The organism is Maribacter aquimarinus, assembly GCF_047345505.1.
Taxonomy (GTDB): Bacteria; Bacteroidota; Bacteroidia; order Flavobacteriales; family Flavobacteriaceae; genus Maribacter.
This window is the reverse complement of the sequence record NZ_JBLFEO010000017.1, coordinates 38,976-59,019: the sequence shown is the minus strand read 5'-3', so window position 1 is coordinate 59,019 and position 20,044 is coordinate 38,976. Positions and strand designations below refer to the sequence as shown.

At 50.9% G+C, this 20,044-nt stretch carries 19 protein-coding genes and 1 tRNA gene; 13 read left to right on the top strand and 7 right to left on the bottom strand.

Going from position 1 to position 20,044, the window contains the following annotated elements:
• Positions 1-55: 55 nt before the first annotated feature.
• Positions 56-1,402: an NAD(P)/FAD-dependent oxidoreductase gene (locus ACKWCC_RS12735; protein WP_413996324.1), complete on the bottom strand. Its 1,347-nt coding sequence runs from the start codon at positions 1,400-1,402 to the stop codon at positions 56-58.
• A 363-nt stretch (positions 1,403-1,765) separates the two neighbouring features.
• Here ACKWCC_RS12735 and ACKWCC_RS12730 point away from each other — a divergent pair, with 363 nt between their 5' ends.
• The 6 genes from ACKWCC_RS12730 (at position 1,766) to ACKWCC_RS12705 (ending at position 7,631) form a co-directional block, all read left to right on the top strand.
• Entirely contained in the window at positions 1,766-2,485 is a 720-nt protein-coding gene (locus tag ACKWCC_RS12730; protein ID WP_413996323.1) for a DUF547 domain-containing protein, read from the top strand.
• A 20-nt stretch (positions 2,486-2,505) separates the two neighbouring features.
• Complete coding sequence (locus ACKWCC_RS12725; protein WP_413996322.1) at positions 2,506-3,447, top strand: hypothetical protein; 942 nt, start codon at positions 2,506-2,508, stop codon at positions 3,445-3,447.
• Positions 3,448-3,491: 44 nt separating this feature from the next.
• Positions 3,492-4,502, top strand: a complete 1,011-nt coding sequence (locus tag ACKWCC_RS12720) for a glycoside hydrolase family 113 (protein WP_413996321.1) — start codon at positions 3,492-3,494, stop codon at positions 4,500-4,502.
• Complete coding sequence (locus ACKWCC_RS12715) at positions 4,499-5,224, top strand: hypothetical protein (RefSeq protein WP_413996320.1); 726 nt, start codon at positions 4,499-4,501, stop codon at positions 5,222-5,224. The genes ACKWCC_RS12720 and ACKWCC_RS12715 overlap by 4 nt, the downstream gene beginning before the upstream one ends.
• A gap of 62 nt (positions 5,225-5,286) precedes the next feature.
• Positions 5,287-6,552, top strand: coding sequence for a BamA/TamA family outer membrane protein (locus tag ACKWCC_RS12710; protein WP_413996319.1), 1,266 nt, complete (start codon positions 5,287-5,289; stop codon positions 6,550-6,552).
• A gap of 167 nt (positions 6,553-6,719) precedes the next feature.
• Positions 6,720-7,631 carry a hypothetical protein gene (locus ACKWCC_RS12705; protein ID WP_413996318.1) on the top strand — a complete coding sequence of 304 codons (912 nt, stop codon included), beginning with the start codon at positions 6,720-6,722 and terminating at the stop codon, positions 7,629-7,631.
• A 77-nt stretch (positions 7,632-7,708) separates the two neighbouring features.
• On the opposite strand, the gene ACKWCC_RS12700 is transcribed toward ACKWCC_RS12705, so the two are convergent.
• The 6 genes from ACKWCC_RS12700 to ACKWCC_RS12675 form a co-directional block, all read right to left on the bottom strand.
• On the bottom strand, positions 7,709-8,395 hold the full coding sequence (locus tag ACKWCC_RS12700; RefSeq protein ID WP_413996317.1) for a TIGR04283 family arsenosugar biosynthesis glycosyltransferase: 687 nt from the start codon (positions 8,393-8,395) through the stop codon (positions 7,709-7,711).
• A gap of 60 nt (positions 8,396-8,455) precedes the next feature.
• Positions 8,456-9,271 (bottom strand): purine-nucleoside phosphorylase, encoded by an 816-nt coding sequence (locus ACKWCC_RS12695; RefSeq protein ID WP_413996316.1) that lies wholly within the window; start codon positions 9,269-9,271, stop codon positions 8,456-8,458.
• On the bottom strand, positions 9,268-9,945 hold the full coding sequence (locus tag ACKWCC_RS12690) for a TIGR04282 family arsenosugar biosynthesis glycosyltransferase (RefSeq protein WP_413996315.1): 678 nt from the start codon (positions 9,943-9,945) through the stop codon (positions 9,268-9,270). Before ACKWCC_RS12690 ends, ACKWCC_RS12695 begins: the two co-directional genes overlap by 4 nt.
• A gap of 45 nt (positions 9,946-9,990) precedes the next feature.
• Entirely contained in the window at positions 9,991-10,494 is a 504-nt protein-coding gene (locus ACKWCC_RS12685) for a rhodanese-like domain-containing protein (RefSeq protein WP_413996314.1), read from the bottom strand.
• 320 nt (positions 10,495-10,814) lie between these two features.
• Positions 10,815-11,099 (bottom strand): GIY-YIG nuclease family protein, encoded by a 285-nt coding sequence (locus tag ACKWCC_RS12680; protein ID WP_413996313.1) that lies wholly within the window; start codon positions 11,097-11,099, stop codon positions 10,815-10,817.
• A gap of 49 nt (positions 11,100-11,148) precedes the next feature.
• Positions 11,149-11,221: transfer RNA gene (locus ACKWCC_RS12675), tRNA-Phe, on the bottom strand.
• A 742-nt stretch (positions 11,222-11,963) separates the two neighbouring features.
• On the opposite strand from ACKWCC_RS12675, the gene ACKWCC_RS12670 reads away from it, so the two are divergent.
• The 7 genes from ACKWCC_RS12670 (at position 11,964) to ACKWCC_RS12640 (ending at position 19,705) form a co-directional block, all read left to right on the top strand.
• Entirely contained in the window at positions 11,964-12,692 is a 729-nt protein-coding gene (locus ACKWCC_RS12670; RefSeq protein WP_413996312.1) for a type III pantothenate kinase, read from the top strand.
• Entirely contained in the window at positions 12,693-13,979 is a 1,287-nt protein-coding gene (locus ACKWCC_RS12665; protein ID WP_413996311.1) for a hypothetical protein, read from the top strand.
• 39 nt (positions 13,980-14,018) lie between these two features.
• Positions 14,019-15,389, top strand: a complete 1,371-nt coding sequence (locus tag ACKWCC_RS12660; protein ID WP_413996310.1) for a tetratricopeptide repeat protein — start codon at positions 14,019-14,021, stop codon at positions 15,387-15,389.
• A gap of 11 nt (positions 15,390-15,400) precedes the next feature.
• On the top strand, positions 15,401-15,997 hold the full coding sequence (gene lptC / locus ACKWCC_RS12655; protein WP_413996309.1) for an LPS export ABC transporter periplasmic protein LptC: 597 nt from the start codon (positions 15,401-15,403) through the stop codon (positions 15,995-15,997).
• Complete coding sequence (locus tag ACKWCC_RS12650) at positions 15,990-16,199, top strand: hypothetical protein (RefSeq protein ID WP_413996308.1); 210 nt, start codon at positions 15,990-15,992, stop codon at positions 16,197-16,199. The genes lptC and ACKWCC_RS12650 overlap by 8 nt, the downstream gene beginning before the upstream one ends.
• A gap of 2 nt (positions 16,200-16,201) precedes the next feature.
• Positions 16,202-17,488, top strand: a complete 1,287-nt coding sequence (locus ACKWCC_RS12645; RefSeq protein WP_413996307.1) for a hemolysin family protein — start codon at positions 16,202-16,204, stop codon at positions 17,486-17,488.
• 93 nt (positions 17,489-17,581) lie between these two features.
• Positions 17,582-19,705, top strand: a complete 2,124-nt coding sequence (locus tag ACKWCC_RS12640; protein ID WP_413996306.1) for a peptidylprolyl isomerase — start codon at positions 17,582-17,584, stop codon at positions 19,703-19,705.
• The last annotated feature ends 339 nt before the right edge of the window (positions 19,706-20,044 follow it).

The following is a 20,044-nucleotide window of genomic DNA, read 5'->3' as shown; positions in this document are numbered from 1 at the left end:
AAATCTTTTTAGGGGAACATGGGGCGCCAAGGCCCTGGTGTTCCGGTATGTTTGGTCATGTGGTGCTGAAAATGCGTTTCCAGCTTCTTTTCTTGAGGGCAATGGCACGGCCCCGTTCTTGGTTGTACTGGGCCAAAATGGCCGGCTCGTGCGTTTTATAGAATTCGGGGTCAAAATTGGCGTCCCTGAGGTGTTCCATGACAAAATCGATGGATTTTTCTTGGGTGAGCCAGCGATCAAAGATGTTGTGGCGCATGCGGATACCAAAGGTATTGATGCCCAAAAATTGTTCTGTCTCCCTGTGGTAGGCCATGGTGACACATAGTTTCTCTTTGGGGTGGCGCCAGTGAAAATGGGCTTCGTGCTCCCCCTTGTGCCGTTCACTGAACACCCAGCCGTAGGTCTGGTATTCCACGTCCATGAACTTGGCCGAGTTGAACCAGTGCCCCGGTCTGTATTGGGTGGGGTTTCCGCATAGGGTCTGTGCCAGGGCCTCGCCCATCATCCGGCCCGTGTACCAAACGGCCTCCACGGGGCGGCGCTGGCCAATGGCCTCCCGCTGTTCGGCACAATCGCCAATGGCGTAAACGTCCTTTGCACTGGTTTCCAAGCTGCGGTTTACCAGTACGCCCTTGCCCAGTTCAATACCGGAACCCTTTAAAAAGGCTATGTTTGGCGAAACGCCCGCCGTAAGGCCCACCACATGGCAGGGAATGGTATCTCCCTTGTCCGTGACCACGGCCTTGGCCCTTCCCTGCCCATCGGCGATGATTTCCACGAGGTTGGTGTCCAGACGGAGATCTATATGGTGCTCGCGGATGTGCTCGTTTAGCATTTGGGACTCTCCCTTGGGGAGCACACCGTTCCAAAAGCTGGTCTCCCGAACCAAAAAGGTCACGGGAATGTCGCGGCTCCGGAGCATTTCGGCCATTTCAATGCCAATGAGGCCACCGCCCACGATCACGGCCCGGTGGCAGGTTTCCTTGTTCGGTGCGTTCTTTTCCAACAGATCCAGATCTTGCTTGGAGTACAGGCCCTGCACACCCTCCAGGTCCTGCCCCGGCCAGCCAAACTTGTTGGGCTTGGATCCCGTGGCAATGATGAGCTTGTCATAGGCCATTTCATTGCCATGGGCCATCACCAGCTTTTTTTCGGCCGTTCTCACCTCCACAACCCGTGCTTTCACCAGATCGATCCGGTTCTTTTTCCAAAACCAGTTTTCATAGGGCTGGGTATGCTCAAATTTCATATGGCCCATATAGACGTACATAAGGGCCGTGCGCGAAAAAAAATATTCGGTTTCTGAGGAAATGACGCTTATTCTGTGTTCCGATAGCTTCCGGACGTGCCGGGCCAGGGTAATGCCCGCGATGCCGTTTCCTATGATGACAATGTGCTGCATAATGTGATTTTCATAAAAGGTGGGTCGGCAGTAAAGGTAATTACTTACTGGCACCCTTGAATTTAGAATAAAAATAAATTGTAGCAATGGTGTTATTGGCATTTCCTATGGCGTCCATCTAATTTAATTTCAGTAATTTATGGGGGTCATTGGCTCGGAGGTGGCCTTCTTTTTTTATTATCGGCCCAAATCTCCTTGACCGGGTTCATTGCAAAGATGCCACGGTCATGGTGGGCTCTGTACCGCTCGGCCATAGGCCAAAATCATAAATAAATCACAAATTAGGGAGGTGTTTTGTAGGGAACGCTGAGGGATTGCGACAGACCGTGGGAAAGCAACCTTTAACAAAAAATACGATCACCCATGAAACATCAAGCTCTTTCAGTGCTCTTATGGTCCTTAATGATGGTAAGCACGCTTGGCGCCCAGGACCTGGGCTCTTTTTTTTCGGATTCGGACGCATTTCTAAAGGCCCATGTGGAAAATGGCCTGGTTAAGTACGCTGCCATAAAAGAAGACCCCGCTGCGTTGGAGTCGCTTTTGGCCAAGGCCAGGGCCATTACCGTGGCCAAGGAAGATGTGGCCAACTACCAGGCTTTTTGGATCAATGCCTATAATTTGCTGGTCATTAAGGGCGTCGTGGACCATTACCCCATAAAATCACCTTTGGACGTGGCCGGTTTTTTTGATAAGATAACTTACGATGTTGGTGGAAAACAAGTGACCCTGAACGATCTGGAGCACAAGCTCCTTAGGGGCAATTTCCCCAAGGAGGCCCGCTTCCATTTTGTGTTGGTCTGTGCCGGTCTGGGCTGCCCACCGATCATTAACGCCGCCTACCGGCCCAACACCTTGGAGACCCAGTTGCAAGAGCAAACGGTAAAGGCCCTGAACGATGCCAATTTTATCCAGGTGGGCAAGAAAAGGGTGGGCATTTCCCAATTGTTCAATTGGTACAAGGAAGATTTTGTGCACAACGGCAGCATATTGGATTTTATAAATGCCTACCGGAGCGAGAAGTTGCCGGAAAAGGCAAAATTGTCCTTCTATGAGTACGATTGGACCCTGAACCAAACCAAATGAGACCAACAAAAACCTTGAATATGAAAACCGTACGAACAAATGCCCTGTTTGCCCTATTGTTCATTTTCTCCCTTGTGGGACGGGGCCAGGACAGCTTGCAACAAGTGAGCAACATACAGAAATACACCCCTTCCAAGTTGATCGGTAAGGGGCAAGTGGACCTCAAATGGTTCAACAATCTCTACACGGAGACCGAAAGCACCTTTGTGCCCGGCACCCAGCCCCGGCAAACCTTTTTCACGGGCACCTTGGAAGCCTACACCGGGGTGGGGAGCACCAACAGGTGGAACGTGGGCTTCATTGCGCGCCTGCGCTCCAATACGATCAATGGCAGGAACGCCCTGGACGTCTTTAAGTTCGATGGCGAATCTGGAACGGCACGCTCCGGCCTAACCGCCCTGGCACCTTCCATAAAGTTTGTGCCGTTCCCCGCGGTGGGCAGTTTCAGTATCCAGAGCTCCCTTTTTGTACCGCTCATAGACAATGAGACCGAAGACGGCCTGGTGAACGCGGTGGGCAATGTTCTGCGCACGCCCGTGTTTTTGGAACAGAACGGCTTTTTATGGCAAAACCGATTGTTCTATGATCATACCTTTCCCGGCAATAAATGGCAGTTGTTCACGGAGCTTACCACGGAATTGAGTTTTGGGGCGGCCGCCGGCCAAGATGGCAATGGCAATACCGTGGAAGGCAGTTTTGCCAACAATAGCCTTAACCTGAACCCAGGTGTTTTTCTGAGCTACTTTCCCACCACCGATTTTACCGTGCTGGTACTGGCACAACATTCCCAGCGCCTTAATCTGGGGAATGATTTTACCCAGGATTTTACGGCCTTGGGAGGTGGGGCAAAATACCAGCTCACGGATGCCCTGAACCTAGAGGTGCTCTACACCAATTTTGTGCGCGGGAACAATACGGGCCTGGGGCAGACCTTTAACATAGGGCTGCGCGGTATTTTTTAACCCTGGCCATAAAATGCCTAGTTTAGGGGAAAAGTTTGGAGGCCATGAAAAAGATGGGGTTTTTGCTGTTGTGCTGCTGCTTGCAATATGGGTGCACGGGCGTAGCACAAAAAAAGATCAACGGGCTAAGTTTTGTGGCCACTAGGGAGAAGGCCACCCAAGCCCAGGTAGATGAGGTGGTACGGATGCACGCCAATGCCACTGCCGTGATGCCCTTCGGTTTTATGCGCAGCACCGATGATCCCGAGATTGTGTTCAATACCGATCGCCAGTGGTTTGGCGAAACCACCGAAGGGGCGCGGCAGTACATGGACCTGCTGCAGAACAATGGCCTGCACATCATGCTAAAGCCACAGATATGGGTCTGGCGGGGCGCGTTTACCGGAACCATAGCCATGCAGACGGAAGAGGATTGGAAAAAACTGGAGGCATCCTATGAACGTTTTATTTTGGCCTACGCCCAATTGGCCCAAGAGCAAAACGTGCCGCTGTTTTGCATTGGAACGGAATTGGGCCAGTTTGTGGGGAGCAGGCCGGACTACTGGTCCCGCCTCATTGCAAAGATAAGGGCGGTATATCATGGGCAGTTGACCTACGCCGCCAATTGGGACGAATATGAGGAGGTTCCTTTTTGGCCCCTGTTGGACTATGTGGGCATTGATGCCTATTTTCCGCTATCCGATGCCAAAACGCCCACTTTGGAGCAGCTTAAACAGGGTTGGCAGCCCTGGAAGGAGAACATGGCCGCTTTGTCCGGTGCGATGGATCGCCCCGTTATTTTTACCGAATTTGGTTATAGGAGCATTGACTTTACGGCCAAGGCACCTTGGAAGGCCAACCGGAGCGATGACCTACCGAACCTCAGCGCACAGGCAAATGCCAAAACCGCCATTTTCGAAGTCTTTTGGAACGAGAAATGGTTTGGCGGCGGCTATATCTGGAAATGGTTTCCGGAGCACAAGGCCTCCGGCGGGCACACGGACAATAGGTTTACCCCTCAGAACAAGCCCGCGGAGAACGTTGTGCTAAAACATTACAAAGCTTTTGGGGAATGAAGAAAAAAATCACCTTTTTGTTGGCCGTGGGCCTTGTGATGTCATGCCACAACGAAGAATTTCCGCAAGACGATAGCCTGGCCGGTTATTTGGCAAACGCCGAGGTGCAAATGGGGAATGTCATCGCTTGTGCGGCAAGCAACCAAAACAATGGGTTGGTCAGTGTCTTTTTATACCCCAGGCCCGGCGCCACCAACATACGATACTTTGAGGCAAGGGACGGGGCCGTTGCCAGAGACAATTTTAGTGCGTATGAAGCTGTGGAGGCACCGCTGCTGGATGTCTTCAACGGCTTTCTCAAAAAGTTCGAGGTGTCCTTGACCAATGAAAAATGGGTTTTGGTGAGCTTTGAGGAAGCGGGCAGGGTACATCTTTCCAACCCCATTAAGATAAAGAATGCCACACGCCCCACCGAGTACGCCACCAACAAAGTGCAGGTCGAGGCCAATACACTGGCTCCTTTGATCACCTGGGAAGAGGGGCGGTACGATGATACCGTGATCTATTTTCAAGTGGTGGCAGATGCCAACGGCTCCCTCATCTCCGGAACGTACACCACGGACACCTTCTTCCGGTTTTATGACCTGGACAATGTGGTGCTCAACATTACCCCAAGCGCGGCTCCGCAACTGCAGGACGGACAAGTTTATGGGGTTACCCTTATGGGCGTGAGCGAAGACAATTGGGTGAATCTTTTTGCAACTCAGGGCTTTGTGCCTTGAGCCCATTTCAATGTGTTACCTTTGAACCCGTCCCCGGTCGTCTGTGCTGGTGGAATTAAGTTATGGGCAACAAGAGCTTTTTTTATGTTCTATTCATTTTGTGCTGGCTTCCTTGCCTAGGCCAGGAACATACCATTTCTGAGCTGCTCTTTTCCGGGCTCAAAAAAACCCGGCAGGGCTTCGTGGAAAAACTGGTGGAAGCGGCCCCGGGAATGCCCTTGGACTCCTTGGTGCTCAACCAGGACATAACGCGCTTAACGCGTTTGCCCTCTGTGGCCAATGCCTCTTACCAAGTGCGCCCCGCCGAAAACGGCCAGTACAGCGTTACCTATACCATCGTTGAGAACTTTACCCTGATCCCCTTTGCCAACCTGTTCAGTTCCGCCAACGATGATTTTGCCTTTCGGGTGGGGCTCCAGGAATTCAACTTTTTGGGCAACAACATTACCCTTGGGGGTTTTTACCAGTTGGATGTCTTCAACTCCTATGGATTCCAGATCAGGGCACCCTACCTGTTCTCCAACAAGTTGGGGCTGGCCTTTAACTACAACAATTTCAGTACACAGGAGCCCGTATTCTTTACGGATGACACGGCCGACTATAGGTACGGCAACAAGGGATTTGAACTTTTGGGCCTCTACGAGATCAATTTTAATAACCGACTGGAACTGGGCTTTAGTCTTTTTACGGAAGACTACAGCTACCTTTCCGGGGCCACCAGGCCCAATGTGCCCTTGAACCTCAATGTGGACAAACACCTGTTTAAGCTCATCTACGACTATGACAGCATTGCCTATCACTATTACTACTTGGAGGGCTTTAGGAGCCTGCTAAACTTCCAGTATGTGGGCACTACCAATGTGGTTCTGCCCGAATTTCTCATTGGATTCAATGATTTTATGTACTATAAGCGGGTGGGCCAGCGCGGCAACTGGGCCAATAGGCTCCGTTTGGGCCTGGCCAGTAACGTAAACAGCCCCTTTGCCCCATTTACAGTGGACAATAACCTGAACATAAGAGGGGTCGGGAACACCATTGACAGGGGCACCGGTGCCATTGTCCTGAACACAGAGTACCGCCATACCCTGGTGGACAAGGACTGGTTTGTACTACAGGGGAATGTTTTTGTTGATGGCGGCTCTTGGCGAAACCCAGGGGGTGATTTCAGTGATTTTCTCGATTCCCGGAACCTCCGCATTTACCCCGGGGTGGGCCTACGGTTCATGCACAAACGTATTTTTAACGCGATATTCCGTATAGATTATGGCTATGGCATTACCGAAGATGGGGCAGACGGCATCGTCTTTGGTATTGGGCAATATTTTTAACGGCCTGGAAAAGGGGCATGGGGCCGCAGCGGAATGCCCCGCCTCCCGGTTTTCCATTAAAGAACAGGGAACCAGCGAATAAGCCATCTTTTTTTTGCCCGTGCGTGCAGGTCTGGCATCTGTTTTCCAATTTTTTTAATCATCTTTGTGCCCATAAAACACTTGCCATGATGTGCCGATTTGCCCTGTGTTGCCTTTTTCTGGCAGCATTTTTTTGCCATGCCCAACAAGACAGTGTGGTCGCCGCCAGTGGGGACGGCATCTTTTCCATTTTGAGGTCGCAGGGAATGGACCCCATAAAATACTATGTGCCGTTCACGGAACTCAATGCGGCCAACATTAAAAATGCCAGTGAACTCATAGTGGGCAAGACCTACCGTTTACCGGACGCGCCCGATTCCTTTAAAAATATGGGCCGCGAGATTTTGGTGGACACCCAAGTGAACAAGCCCATTTTCAAGGAGGCCCTGGCCAAGATGAAACGGAAGGACAGCAGTCTTGCCGGCAGGGTCTATTATTTTTTGCACGCCAAGGGCAAGGAGGCCACCGCCAATGAGATGGTCGATGCCGAGTTGCGCACCTTGGCCAGGGACTTGTTGCAAAAAGGTGCCGCCGTTTATCTTATGCGAAACACCAATGGCCCCGTGTCCTGGGACAAGGACAATTTGGAAGCATTGGGGAATTTTTCAGATTGGGTAAACCGGTTTTCCCTGCAGCACCCGGGCGCAGCGCAACGGGTCATTGTGTTGCATGACCTGGGTACCGCCACCAATACACTCTCACTGACTTTGGGACGCTATGGCGAGAAGGAGCAGGAGACACCGCTGTTTCAAGAGCTGCTCAAGACCTTTAAAAAAAGTGCGTTTGTAAAATCCGGTGACAAGATCGGCGCCTATGACATTAAAGATCCCGTTGGGGTTTATCTGGCCAAAAATATCCTGCCCCCGCTTTTTGTCCTAAAACTGCATCCGGCTGCCCAAAAAGAAACGAATTCCGTCCGCATACGTTCAAAAAAGGGCAAATTGGCCCAAGTCTTGGGCAGTGGCATAGACGCTGCGGCAAACGGTGATCGTTCTTAGGGACATTTTTTTGTTCGCCAGATCTTGGGAACTGGCAGGCCGTGTGCAAAGGGTGTCTTTTTGGTGCCACATTCATTTCAAGAGGTACAGTGTGCGCTGTAGTACCGGTACAATCTGGTGGCGTCTGCCCCAAGATAGTACATGAGGTGAATGACCCCATAATGATATTGCAGTAACAGGGTGGGGTGTTTTTCATAACGTCTGGCCGAGGTGGTCACGGACTGGGGCAAGATGGTAAAACGATGCGCTTTATAGGCCCTACCAATAAATTCGTTGTCCTCATACACCAAGTAGTCTTCGTTGAAGCGGCCCAATTCGTAAAATGTGGTTCTGGTGATGAACAGGGACTGATCACCGCCACGGCATATACGAAGGTTTAAGCGGGTGCACCACCCAAAGAATCGAAGCCAGGGGTCCTTACTGTTAAACTCCATTCTAAAGCAGCCCACCGTACTGCCCTGTTTCACCGCCCGCACAATATGGCGGTCAAAGTGCCGGGGCGGCAGGGTGTCTGCGTGCAGAAAATAAAGAATGTTGCCCTTGGCCAGGTTGGCCCCCTTGTTCATTTGTACGGCACGTCCCTTATGGGAAGGGAGCACCGTTGCGCCCGCGGCCTTGGCCAGTGCCACCGTACGATCCGTACTGCCTCCGTCCACCAAGATGATCTCCAACTCGGTATCGGTGGTTGCATGTTGCCTTAGATGTGCCACTAACGGGGCAACCCGCTGGGCTTCGTTGAGTACGGGGACAATAATGCTCAGCATTGGTTTTGATGCGGTCATGGCAAAGGCACAATGTTCGCTGTGCAGGGCACCTAAGGTAGGCTACAACGTTTTTATCAGTTCACGGAACAATTGCACCATTTTGGGCTCGGTGCGTTCGGCTATGGCAATGATCTCACTGACGTCCACGGGCTGTAAGTTATCCGGATCGCACTCGTCCGTGAGCACGGATACCGCCACCGCCGGCAGGTTCAGGTGGTTGGCCACAATGATCTCCGGCACCGTGCTCATTCCCACGGCATCCGCGCCCAAGATCTTTAGCATTCGGTACTCGGCGCGCGTCTCCAGCTGGGGTCCCACCACAGAGGCATAAACGCCACGCTGAAGGCGTATGTTCTGTTTTTTGGCAATGCGCACAAGTTGTTTGCCCATGTCCGCGTCATAGGGGGAAGACATGTCCGTGAACCGCTCCCCAAATTCCGATACATTCTTGAAGGCCAGGGGCGATCCGCCCTGCAGGTTTATATGGTCATCGATCAACATCATGTCCCCTTTTTTAAAATCCAGGTTCACCGCTCCCGCTGCGTTGGAAACCAATAGTTTTTCAATCCCCAGCAAGTGCATGACCCGTATGGGGTAGGTGATGTCCAAAAAGTCGTACCCCTCGTACAAATGGAACCTGCCCTGCATCACCACCACCTTTTTGCCAGAGATGCTGCCGTACACCAGCTTTCCGGAATGGAACTCTACGGTGGCCAAGGGAAAAAAGGGGATATGGTTGTAGTGTGCCACAATGGGTTCCGTGATGTTGTCCACCAGTTTTCCGAGCCCTGTACCCAGTACTATCCCTATTTCCGGGGCCTCAAACCCCTTTTGTTGTAAATACTGTGCAGATTCCTGTAGCTGTTCTTTGGTCATTTTTTATATTTTTTTAGAATGGGCGCAAAGGCCGGGTTGTCTTTGATGTCCTCATAACGGTCTATATCGTTGCGTTCTTGCAACAGAGCCGTTTTGGTATCTTTTAGGTCTTCCAGGGTGGCTTCCAGGACCGTATCCGTGCCCCAATCCTTGTGCATGAAGAGTTCGGGGCGTTCTTGTTTCATCCCCAAAAGATAATAACCTCCGTCCAATGCGGGGCCCAGGACCACCTCATGGTCTTCCAGTGCCCCAAAAGCGGCTTCCAGGTCTCTTTGTTCCAGGTCCAGCATATCGCTCCCCATAACGATGATTTTTTCAAAGCCCCGATCAAAGCCGTTGGCAAAGGCATTTGCCATGCGCTGGCCAAGGTCTGCGCCCTGTTGCACTTTTTTCTCGAACAAGGTGCCGGGCCAGATGTCGTCCGTGGGTATCTCCTCCGAATAGTACACCACTTTGTGGGCATGGAGCCGGGAGGTAATGCCCAAGGTGTGCTTCAACAGCAGGCGGTAGCTCTCCAGTGCGGCACGGTCCCCGATATGGACGGCCAAACGTGTCTTGCACTTCCCCAGCACGGTATTGCGGGTAAAGATGAGCAAGAGGTTCTTGGAATTTACCTGTGAAAAATCGATGGTTTTGGTATCTGGCCGGTTTATTTTATGGTCTCTAATGATCAATGTCCTTGTGGTTTAGGTGGTGTTGGTCTGTGAGTGGTCTGTTTTTTATTTAAAAACTTTCACGCCCTTTTCAAGAAGTTTTCCCCAGAGCCTGTTGTAGGCGTGCACGCTGTCCGTTTCCTTTCCTTTGGAGTAAACGCTCCTATCTTCGTTCTTCCACTTAAACAGTCCGCCATACAGATTGTACACGTTTTTGTAGCCCATTTCCAAGAGTTTTTCTCCAATGTCCTCCGATCTTACGCCAATGGAACAGTACACCACAATGGGTTGTTCCCGGTCCGGAAATTGTTCCAGCACCCTTTGGGCATCAAAGTCCTCGTACCCTACGTGGTGTGAATCTTTCAAATGGCTCACCCCATACTCTTCCGGGCTGCGCGTATCCAAGAGCAGCACATTTTCGAGGGCATCCATTTCAGATGTCTGAATGTAGGGGACCGATTCCGAGTTCAGCAGAGCCAGGGACCGGTCCATGCCGCGCTGCCCAAAGCCCAGGACAACGGGCAGAAAAAGAAGGCCCAAAACCAGCCATATGTCCACTTTAACCGTCATAAGCACAAAGATATTGAATTCAATGGGGCAATGGGAAAGAAACAGCGTTCGTTTTCCAGGGTTGGCAAATGGGTGTTTTGGAACGGGGCGCTGTCCCTGATTTTTATGCCAAGAGGCTATTTTAAACCCAGATTATGCACTAGTCCCCTGATGAATGGCTTCATAATTTTTCAAAGGATAACTTGGTTGCTTGAGTGTTATATAGTAGACTTTCGTGATGTATGGAAAGTGCATTTGAAAGTTAATACAAACAAAAAATCCTCGCTATTGCGAGGATCGGTTGTGGTGCCTCCAGCCCCGAAATTTCGGGGGAACCAGGGCTATTTGTTTTTTCTCAGGATGTCTGCCAGTATCTCATTTTCCTTGATTATTTTTTCAATGAAGGCCCTGCTCTTCATCCGTTTCACAAATTTTTCAAGGTATAGGGCATTTTCCCTGTTCCCGCACTCAAACGAAAGAACAATTTCCCAGTCCGACGCAGTTTTTGTGAACGCCCCCTTGAAATGGTGTGAGTTGTGTTGTTTGAGTCTGTTGACCATATCCGGGGATTCCCCGACATAGTGTTTGTCTATTTTGTGGCTATATAGGATGTATAGAAAGTGCATTTGAAAGTTAATATAAACAAAAAATCCCCGCTATTGCGGGGATCGGTTGTGGTGCCTCCAGGAATCGAACCAGGGACACATGGATTTTCAGTCCATTGCTCTACCAACTGAGCTAAGGCACCAATACTCAATATTTCAATTCTTTGCCTCCAGCCCCGAAATTTCGGGGGAACCAGGGACACATGGATTTTCGGTCTCCCGAGGCTTCGGGACTCCACCAACTCTGGCTTCGTCACCAATACCCAATATTTCAATTCTTTGCCTCCAGCCCCGAGATTTCGGGGGAACCAGGGACACATGGATTTTCAGTCTCCCGAGGCTTCGGGACTCCACCAACTCCGGCTTCGTCACCAATACCCAATATTTCAATTCTTTGCCTCCAGCCCCGAAATTTCGGGGGAACCAGGGACACATGGATTTTCAGTCTCCCGAGGCTTCGGGACTCCACCAACTCGGGCTTCGTCACCAATACTCAATATTTCAATTCTTTGCCTCCAGCCCCGAAATTTCGGGGGAACCAGGGACACATGGATTTTCGGTCTCCCGAGGCTTCGGGACTCCACCAACTCGGGCTTCGTCACCAATACCCAATATTTCAATTCTTCGCCTCCAGCCCCGAAATTTCGGGGGAACCAGGGACACATGGATTTTCGGTCTCCAGAGGCTTCGGGACTCCACCAACTCGGACTTCGTCACCCACAATCCTTCTTGCTCCCAAAAACCGTAAATCTTGCGAAAACCAAGGCAGTTTTAAGGCTGCGGTGCGTCTCTAAAAGCGGCTGCAAATATAATTTCAATTTTAGGATAAACAAACTAATTGTCAAAAAAAGCAATTAGTTTTTACCTATTTGCAATCTTTGTACCATGAACTTGATTGTTGATATTGGCAACACCCATATAAAATTGGCCATTTTTGGGAAAGACCTGCTTTTGTATCAGGAAAGGGTGGGTCAGAAACAGCTGTCCCAAGCCTTGCAAAGGGTCATGGACATCCATACAAGCGTAACCCACGCCATTGTTTCTGCCGCTGGTGCCCTTTCCAAGGAGCATTTGGCCGTGGTATCGCGCTACGCGAAGGTCCACGTCCTTGGCCATGCCTCCAAAGTGCCTTTCAAAAATTCGTATGCCACTCCACAGACCCTGGGCACCGATCGTATGGCCCTGGTCACCGCGGCCTTTTACGGGTTTCCCAACCGAAATTCCCTGGTCATCGATGCGGGCAGCTGTATTACCTATGACCTGCTCACCGATCGCAATGAATACCTTGGAGGGGCCATATCGCCAGGCATGGGAATGCGCTATGCGGCCATGCACCGGGACACGGACAAGCTGCCGCTCTTGGCTCCTGGCCAGTGGGGCGATTTTATGGGAAATACCACTGAAAGCTGCATGCATGCCGGGGTTCTCAATGGGGTGGAGCAAGAAATTTTGGGCACGGTGCGGCAGTATGGATTGCGTTTCAAAGATTTAACAGTCATTTTAACAGGGGGCGATGGCCTATTTTTGTCAGAACGACTAAAAAATGGCATATTTGCGGACACTAATTTTCTCCTTAAGGGGCTAAATCATTTGTTGGAGCACAACAAACTATAAATGATCAGAAAACTTTCTATTGCGCTCATGGGCCTGGTATCTTTTGGTATATATGGCCAAAACGGCACTGTTTCCCCTTATTCTTACTTTGGTCTGGGCGATATCAGAACCACGGGAACCGTGGAAAACCAAATGATGGGCGATATTGGCGTTTACGCAGACAGCATCCACGTAAATCTTAAAAACCCCGCCGCCTATGCCGAGCTCGGGGTGCCTTTTGGGGATGATTTTGGAACCACCGTGTACACGGCCGGTGTCTCCCGCCAGCAATACCGTCTCAGAACGGCCTTGGAAGAAGACAACAGCTCCGTGACCAATCTGGACTATTTGTCCCTGGCCTTTAGTCTTGGGCGCGGTCTTGGCATGGGGTTTGGCCTTATGCCCTACACCGCCGTGGGGTACGACCTAACCGCGGAGGGCGTGAGCGGGGAGCAGTCCGTGATCAATCTGTATTCGGGTGAAGGGGGGTTGAACAGGGTGTACTACACCCTTGGATATGAAGTGGTCAAGAACCTCAGTGTGGGGGCCACGGTAAACTTTAACTTCGGTACCCTGAGCAACCAGCGGTTGCAACAGATAGAAGATGTTCAATTTGGCACTTTTGACCGACGCTCTTCCAGGATCAATGGTTTCGATTTCAATTATGCGCTCATGTACGCGCCCACCTTTAAGAACAAACATACCCTACGTGCATCGGTACGGGTAAACACCCAGGGCAACCTGGTCTCCAAGAATGAGCGCACCATTGGGTCTTTTTTCATTGCCACGGGAAACAATATTGAGGAAGTGGAGGTGGACCTGGAGGCCCAGAATCTGCGCAACACCGAGTTCAAGGTGCCCACTGCCACCACGGTGGGCATTGGTTACGGTAGGGACCGGTCCTGGTTCTTGGGGGCAGAGTACACCATGCAGGGACTTTCCGCCTTTGAGAACCCTTTTCTGGGCGTGGAAAACGCTACCTATGAGGACGCTTCATCCTATGCCCTGGGCGGGTTCTTTATCCCCGATGCGGGCTCTTTTTCCAGCTACCTAAAGAGAATTACCTACCGCGCCGGCCTTAGGTTGGACCGCACCGGAATGGTCGTCAACAATGAGTCCATCAGTAATTTTGGCATAACTTTTGGAGTTGGGTTACCGCTGCCAAGGAGTTACTCCAATCTCAACATAGGCGTAGAGCTGGGGAGACGGGGCACCACAAAGGCCGATCTGGTCGAGGAATCTTATCTTAAAATCAATGTGGGATTGTCCCTGAACGACAATTGGTTCCGTAAAAGAAAAATAGATTGACGAAAAATTAGTACATTAACCTCTTTTAAAAACAGTATGATGAAAACGAAGCTTTACCTTACCGCACTTGCCTTAATTGTGGCTGTGGGCGTTGCCCACGCCCAAGCCCAGAACCCGGAATGTATGACAAACCTGTCCATCTTTTCCGAGCATGCCAAGGTCAAGAACTATGATGCCGCCTACGAGCCCTGGAAAATGGTGTATGAAACCTGTCCACAGCTCAACAATGCCATCTACGTATATGGTGAGCGCATCTTGAAGGACAAGATCGAAAAAGCGTCCGGAGCGGAAAAGGAAGGTTTTGCCAACGACCTTATGGGCTTGTACGACAACAAGTTGAAGCATTTTGCCTCCAAGACCAGCAAGGGCGAGACGATGGTGGACAAGGCCATGGTGAAATACGACAATAAGATGGCAGATGATGCCGAAATGTACAAATTGTTGGGTGAGGCCTTTACCGGTGATCGGGACAATTTTACCAATCCCAAGGCGCTCTACATCTATTTCAGCAGCCTGGTGGATCTTCACAACGCCGGCCAGAAAGAACTGCAGGAGGTCTTTGATGTGTACGATGATGTCATGGAAAAAATAGCTGATGAGAACGCCAAGCTCACCGATCGCATCGCGCAGCTGTTGCCCAAGGAAGACGCTGGTACCTTGACCTCAAAGGAGAAAAGAAGACTAAAATCATACAACTCTTATTCCGAGGCCTATGGTAAGATCGAGGGCAGTATAGACTCCAAGTTGGGCGCCCTGGCAGACTGTGAAAACCTGATTCCCCTGTACAAAAAGAACTTCGACGAGAAGAGAAGCGACATCAAATGGGTGAAGGGGGCCGTAGGGCGCATGTTCAACAAAGAATGTACGGACGATCCCCTCTTTAAGCAAATGGTGGAAGTACAGGCCGAGTTGGATCCATCTGCGGACGTGTACGTGTACCTGGGCAGTTTAAAGTCCAAGAGCGGGGACACCAATGGGGCCGTGGCAGATTTCAACAAGGCGTTGGAGCTGGAGACGGATGCAAGGAAAAAATCCAACATTGCCTATAAAGTGGCCACCATTTACAGAAGGGGCAGTAAGTCCACCGCAAGGAGCTATGCCCAGAAGGCCATTGACGCCAACCCGTCCAATGGCAAGGCCTATTTGCTGATAGCCAGTCTATACGCCAATAGTGCCAACGATTGTGGTTCCACGCCATTTGAGAAAAGGGCCATTTATTGGAAGGCGGCAGACATGGCGCGCCAGGCCGGGAGGGTAGATCCCGCCCAAAGGGGCCGGGCCAACCAGAGCGCGGCGAGCTACGCCGCCAAGGCGCCCACCAAGGAGATGATCTTTACCGCCGGAATGGCCGGGAAAACCGTTAATTTTTCCTGCTGGGTGGGAGGTAGCGTAAAGGTCCCCAATTTGTAAATTGCCCCCAGATGCACATAGAGAACAAAAGCATTGTCGTGGTTGTGGCCATGGCAATGCTTTTTTTAGGTTGCCAAGACACCTACAAACGGGTGGGGAACGAGGCCACAAAACAGATATTTCCCCAGGGCATTGCCAAGAACTTTGAGATTACCTATACCGAGTCGCCCGAAAAAATAAACTCCGAAAACACAGGGGCTTCAAAGGTAATGGCGGTCATGTCCGGTCCTTTGCGCAACGATTATGAAAATTTGGACTTTCCCTACCAGACCTTTCCGGAAGGGGTGGTCATAGAAATATTCAATGAAAAAGGGCAGAAAACCACCATCGAGGCAGATACGGGCATTCTCTATGCCGCCACCGGTCTGGTGAGTTTGGAGGGGAATGTGCGCATTGACGGCCATGACGGCAAGAAATTGAAAACGCCCCAATTGTACTATGACCGCGGAAATGAATGGGCCTTTACGGAAAAGAAATTTACCTTTACCAACCCGGAAGACGGCACGGTCATGGACGGCGAGGGTATGGACATTAAAAAGGATTTGAGTTTTTTAAACGCGCACAAGACCTACGGGTTAATGCTGATAAAAGAAAGCCAAGATGATTAAAATATTGAGATATACGGAGTATCTGTGGTTGTTTATGGCAATTTTTTCCGTGTACAGAATCTATACGGATTGGAACGTGGACCGTGACAATGCCTACTTGTTCGTCTTTTTTGGGTTAATGGGCGTGGGCATGTTCCTTTTTAGGCGCAAATATCGAAAGCGCTTTGAGAAGAGGAAGGAGCAAGAACAAAACAATTCCTGATCTTGGAGCCGCATTTGATCATTGTGGTGCTGTCCCTGGTTTTTTCCGCTTTTTTTTCGGGGATGGAAATTGCCTTTGTCTCTGCCAACAAGATCCATATTGAGATAGAGAAGAAACAGGAGGGCATCTTGGCAAACGTGCTGGGGAAGCTTACCCACAAACCCTCCAAATTCATTGCCACCATGCTCATTGGAAACAATGTTGCCCTGGTGGTCTATGGCCTCTTTATGGGAGAGATCCTTATGGAGTGGTTTCTTCGTCTGGCCCCCCAAAACGCATTTTTAAGGTTGATGTTGACCGATTTTAGCCTGGTGACCCAGACCATCATATCTACCCTGATCATACTCATTACCGCAGAGTTCCTGCCCAAGGTGCTCTTCCAGATCTACGCCAACCGCATGCTCAAGTTCTTTGCCGTGCCGGCCTACCTGTTCTATGTGCTTTTTTCATTGTTGTCCGACTTTGTCATCTGGGTCTCCGACCTTATCCTCAAAGTGTTTTTCAGGACCCCGGGAGATGAGGTGCAGCTGGCCTTCACCAAACTGGAGCTGGGCGATTATATCACCGAACAAATGGAGGCCGTGGCCGCCGAGGATGAAGTGGATTCCGAGATCCAAATCTTTCAGAACGCACTGGAGTTTTCCGGCGTAAAGGCCAGGGAGGTCATGGTGCCGCGCACAGAGGTGGTGGCGGTAGAGATACACGAGACCCCAAAGAACCTGGCCAAGCTCTTTACCGAGACGGGCCTCTCCAAGACCGTGGTGTACAAGGACACCATAGATGACATTGTGGGCTATGTGCACTCCTATGAGCTCTTTAAGCGGCCAAAGACCATTAAGAGCATCCTCCTCCCCGTGGAGCTGGTGCCGGAAACCATGCTCATCCAAGAAATACTGAACGTGCTCATTAAAAAGCGCAAGAGCATTGCCGTGGTGCTGGACGAATACGGCGGCACTGCCGGACTGATGACGGTGGAAGACATTGTGGAGGAGCTTTTTGGCGAAATTGAAGACGAACATGACAGTACCGACCTCAGGGAAGAGCGGATAGATGCCAACCACTATCTTTTCTCCGCACGCCTGGAAGTGGACCAGATCAACGACAACCACGGCCTGGAGTTGCCCATGTCCGATGAGTACGAGACCCTGGGTGGCCTGGTGGTGCACCATGAGGGGCATATCCCGGAAAAGGACGCGGAAATTGTCATAGACCGATTCAAATTCACCGTTTTGGAGGTTTCCAACACCAAAATAGACCTCGTGGCACTGGAGATTTTACAGGGTGACTAACCCCTTAGCAGCCCAACTTTTAGCGGTGTTTTAGTTTTTATTATTTCAATTAAAAATGGTAATTTCGCCAACTGATTTTAATGTAACCATAGCATGGCAGTTTTAGAGAACATAAGAAAGCGTACCACGGTATTGATACTCATCATTGGGCTTGCGCTCTTTGCATTCGTCATCTCAGGGGTGTTTACAAGTGATAATTTCGCCGCCGGCGGCGAAAAATTGGGCGCTGCAGTGGGCGAGATCAACGGAGAGGAGATTCCCATTACGGAGTTTAGGCGAAAACTGGAGACCATTTCCAGGCAAATGGGCCCCACCATGTCTTCCATGCAGCTCATGAACCAGGTCTGGGACCGGGAGGTGAGGACCACCATTTTAAGCGAACAGTTCGAGGAACTGGGCATTGGCATCGGTCAGGACGAGATCATCGATTTCCTCAGGACCACCGGATATGCCGAGAACCCCGAATTTCAGAACTCCAACGGGGTGTTCGACCCCAACATCTTCAAACAGACCGTGGCCGACTGGAAAGTGAACAACCCCTTGCAGTACGATGCCTGGTTGCAGACCGAGCAAGAGATCATCCAAATGGCCAAGGAGGAGACCTATTTCAACCTGGTCAAGGCCGGTGTGGGCGCCACCTTGAAGGAGGGCGAACTGGATTATAAGCTGGCCAATGAGAAAATGGACATCAAATATGTACGGGTGCCCTTTTCCTCCATCCCGGACAGTACCATCACGGTGACCAAAAGTGAGATTTCCGCCTACGTCAATGACCACAAGGACCAGTTTAAGCAAGAAGCGGCCCGCGACATCCAATTTGTGCTTTTTGAGGAAAAGCCCTCCGATGAGGACGATGCCGCCATAAAGGCGGCCTTGATGGCCTTGCTGGACAACACGGTGGAGTACAATGCCCAGACCGATCGCAACGACACGGTCTTTGGTTTTAGGGAAACACAGGACATGGCCGCTTTTTTGGACCGCCACTCAGATACCAAACTAGATACCCTTTACAAGGCCAAGAAGAACTTGCCGGCTTCCGTGGCAGATTCCCTGATGGCGCTCCAAGTGGGCGAGATCTATGGCCCGTACAAGGATGGGGGTGCCTACAAAATATCCAAGATGATGGGGCGCAGGCCCAACGGTTCGGTAAAGGCAAGCCATATTCTCCTGGCCTACGAGGGCGCAATGCGCGCCAACCCCGAGGTGACCAGGACCAAGGAAGAGGCAGAGGCCAAGGCCAAAGAGCTATTGGCCGAGGCCAAAAAGCCCAACACGGTCTTCGCTACCTTGGCCAGGGACAATTCAGACGGGCCCTCGGCCCCGAACGGTGGCGACCTTGGTTACTTTCAGCGTGGGGTCATGGTACCGGAATTCAATGATTTTGCCTTTGACAATCCCGTGGGTGAAGTGGGTATGGTGGAGACCGATTTTGGTTTCCACGTCATCAAGGTGGATGACAAGGAAGACGTGGTGCAGTTGGCCACCCTGAGCAGGGAGATCGAAGCTTCAGAGGAAACCATAAACACCCTCTTTACCAATGCCACCAAATTTGAGATGGAAACCATAGAGGACAATGCCGCTTTTTCCGATATTGCCAAGAAAAGTGACTATCTGGTGCGCCCCGTGAACAAGATCAAGGCCTTGGATGAAAACCTGCCCGGGCTGTCTGCACAGCGAAGCATTGTGCAATGGGCCTTTAACAAGGACACCGAGGTGGGCGATATCAAAAGGTTCGATGTCAACGACGGCTACGCCGTGGTGCAGCTCACCGGAAGCTATAAAGAGGGCGTAATGAGCGCAGAGGATGCTTCTGCCACCGTGTTGCCCATCATCCGCAAGGAGCGCAAGGCGGCCCAGATCATCGGGGCCAACAAGGGCAAGACCATGGATGCCATTGCCCAGGACAACAGCGTCACGGTTTCCACGGCCAGTGCGCTCACCGTAAAGTCTCCCACCATTCCCGGGGCAGGTTCGGAGCCCGCAGTGGTCGGTACCGCCTACGGAATGCAAGAAGGGGAGGTCTCTGAACTGATCGAGGGCAACACAGGGGTGTTCAAAATTGAAATTGTGAAGAGAACGCCGGCAACTCCGCTGGACAACTACAGTACCTTTGCCAATACCGTAAAAACCAATGCGGCCAACAGGGTAAACAGCGATGTGTACAACGCACTCAAAGAAAGTTCGGAAATTGAAGATAAAAGGGCCGTTTTTTACTAGTGTTAAGCTAAAACTGAATTGGCGTATAAGGCTCCCGCAGGTGCGGGAGTGGATTTTGTGGCAGATTCAGGCACGACATAGCAAGTGCTATGGGCGAGATGCTGCGAAGGCAAGATATGGCAGTAGCTACGGAATTATTTTTTAACGACAATATGCCGCAAAAGAAGCCTTGCATCATGCGACGAATTTGGCTTACCTGACACTAGGCCGTAAATAACCTTAAAAAAGACCCTGCCCTTTGTTTTCGGCGGGTTTTTTTTGTGGCCATTTTTTTGGCGGCACCCCTTCTTTTTTGAAGATCGGCCAGGGCATTGGAATTTTTTTGTCCTTCAAAAAATA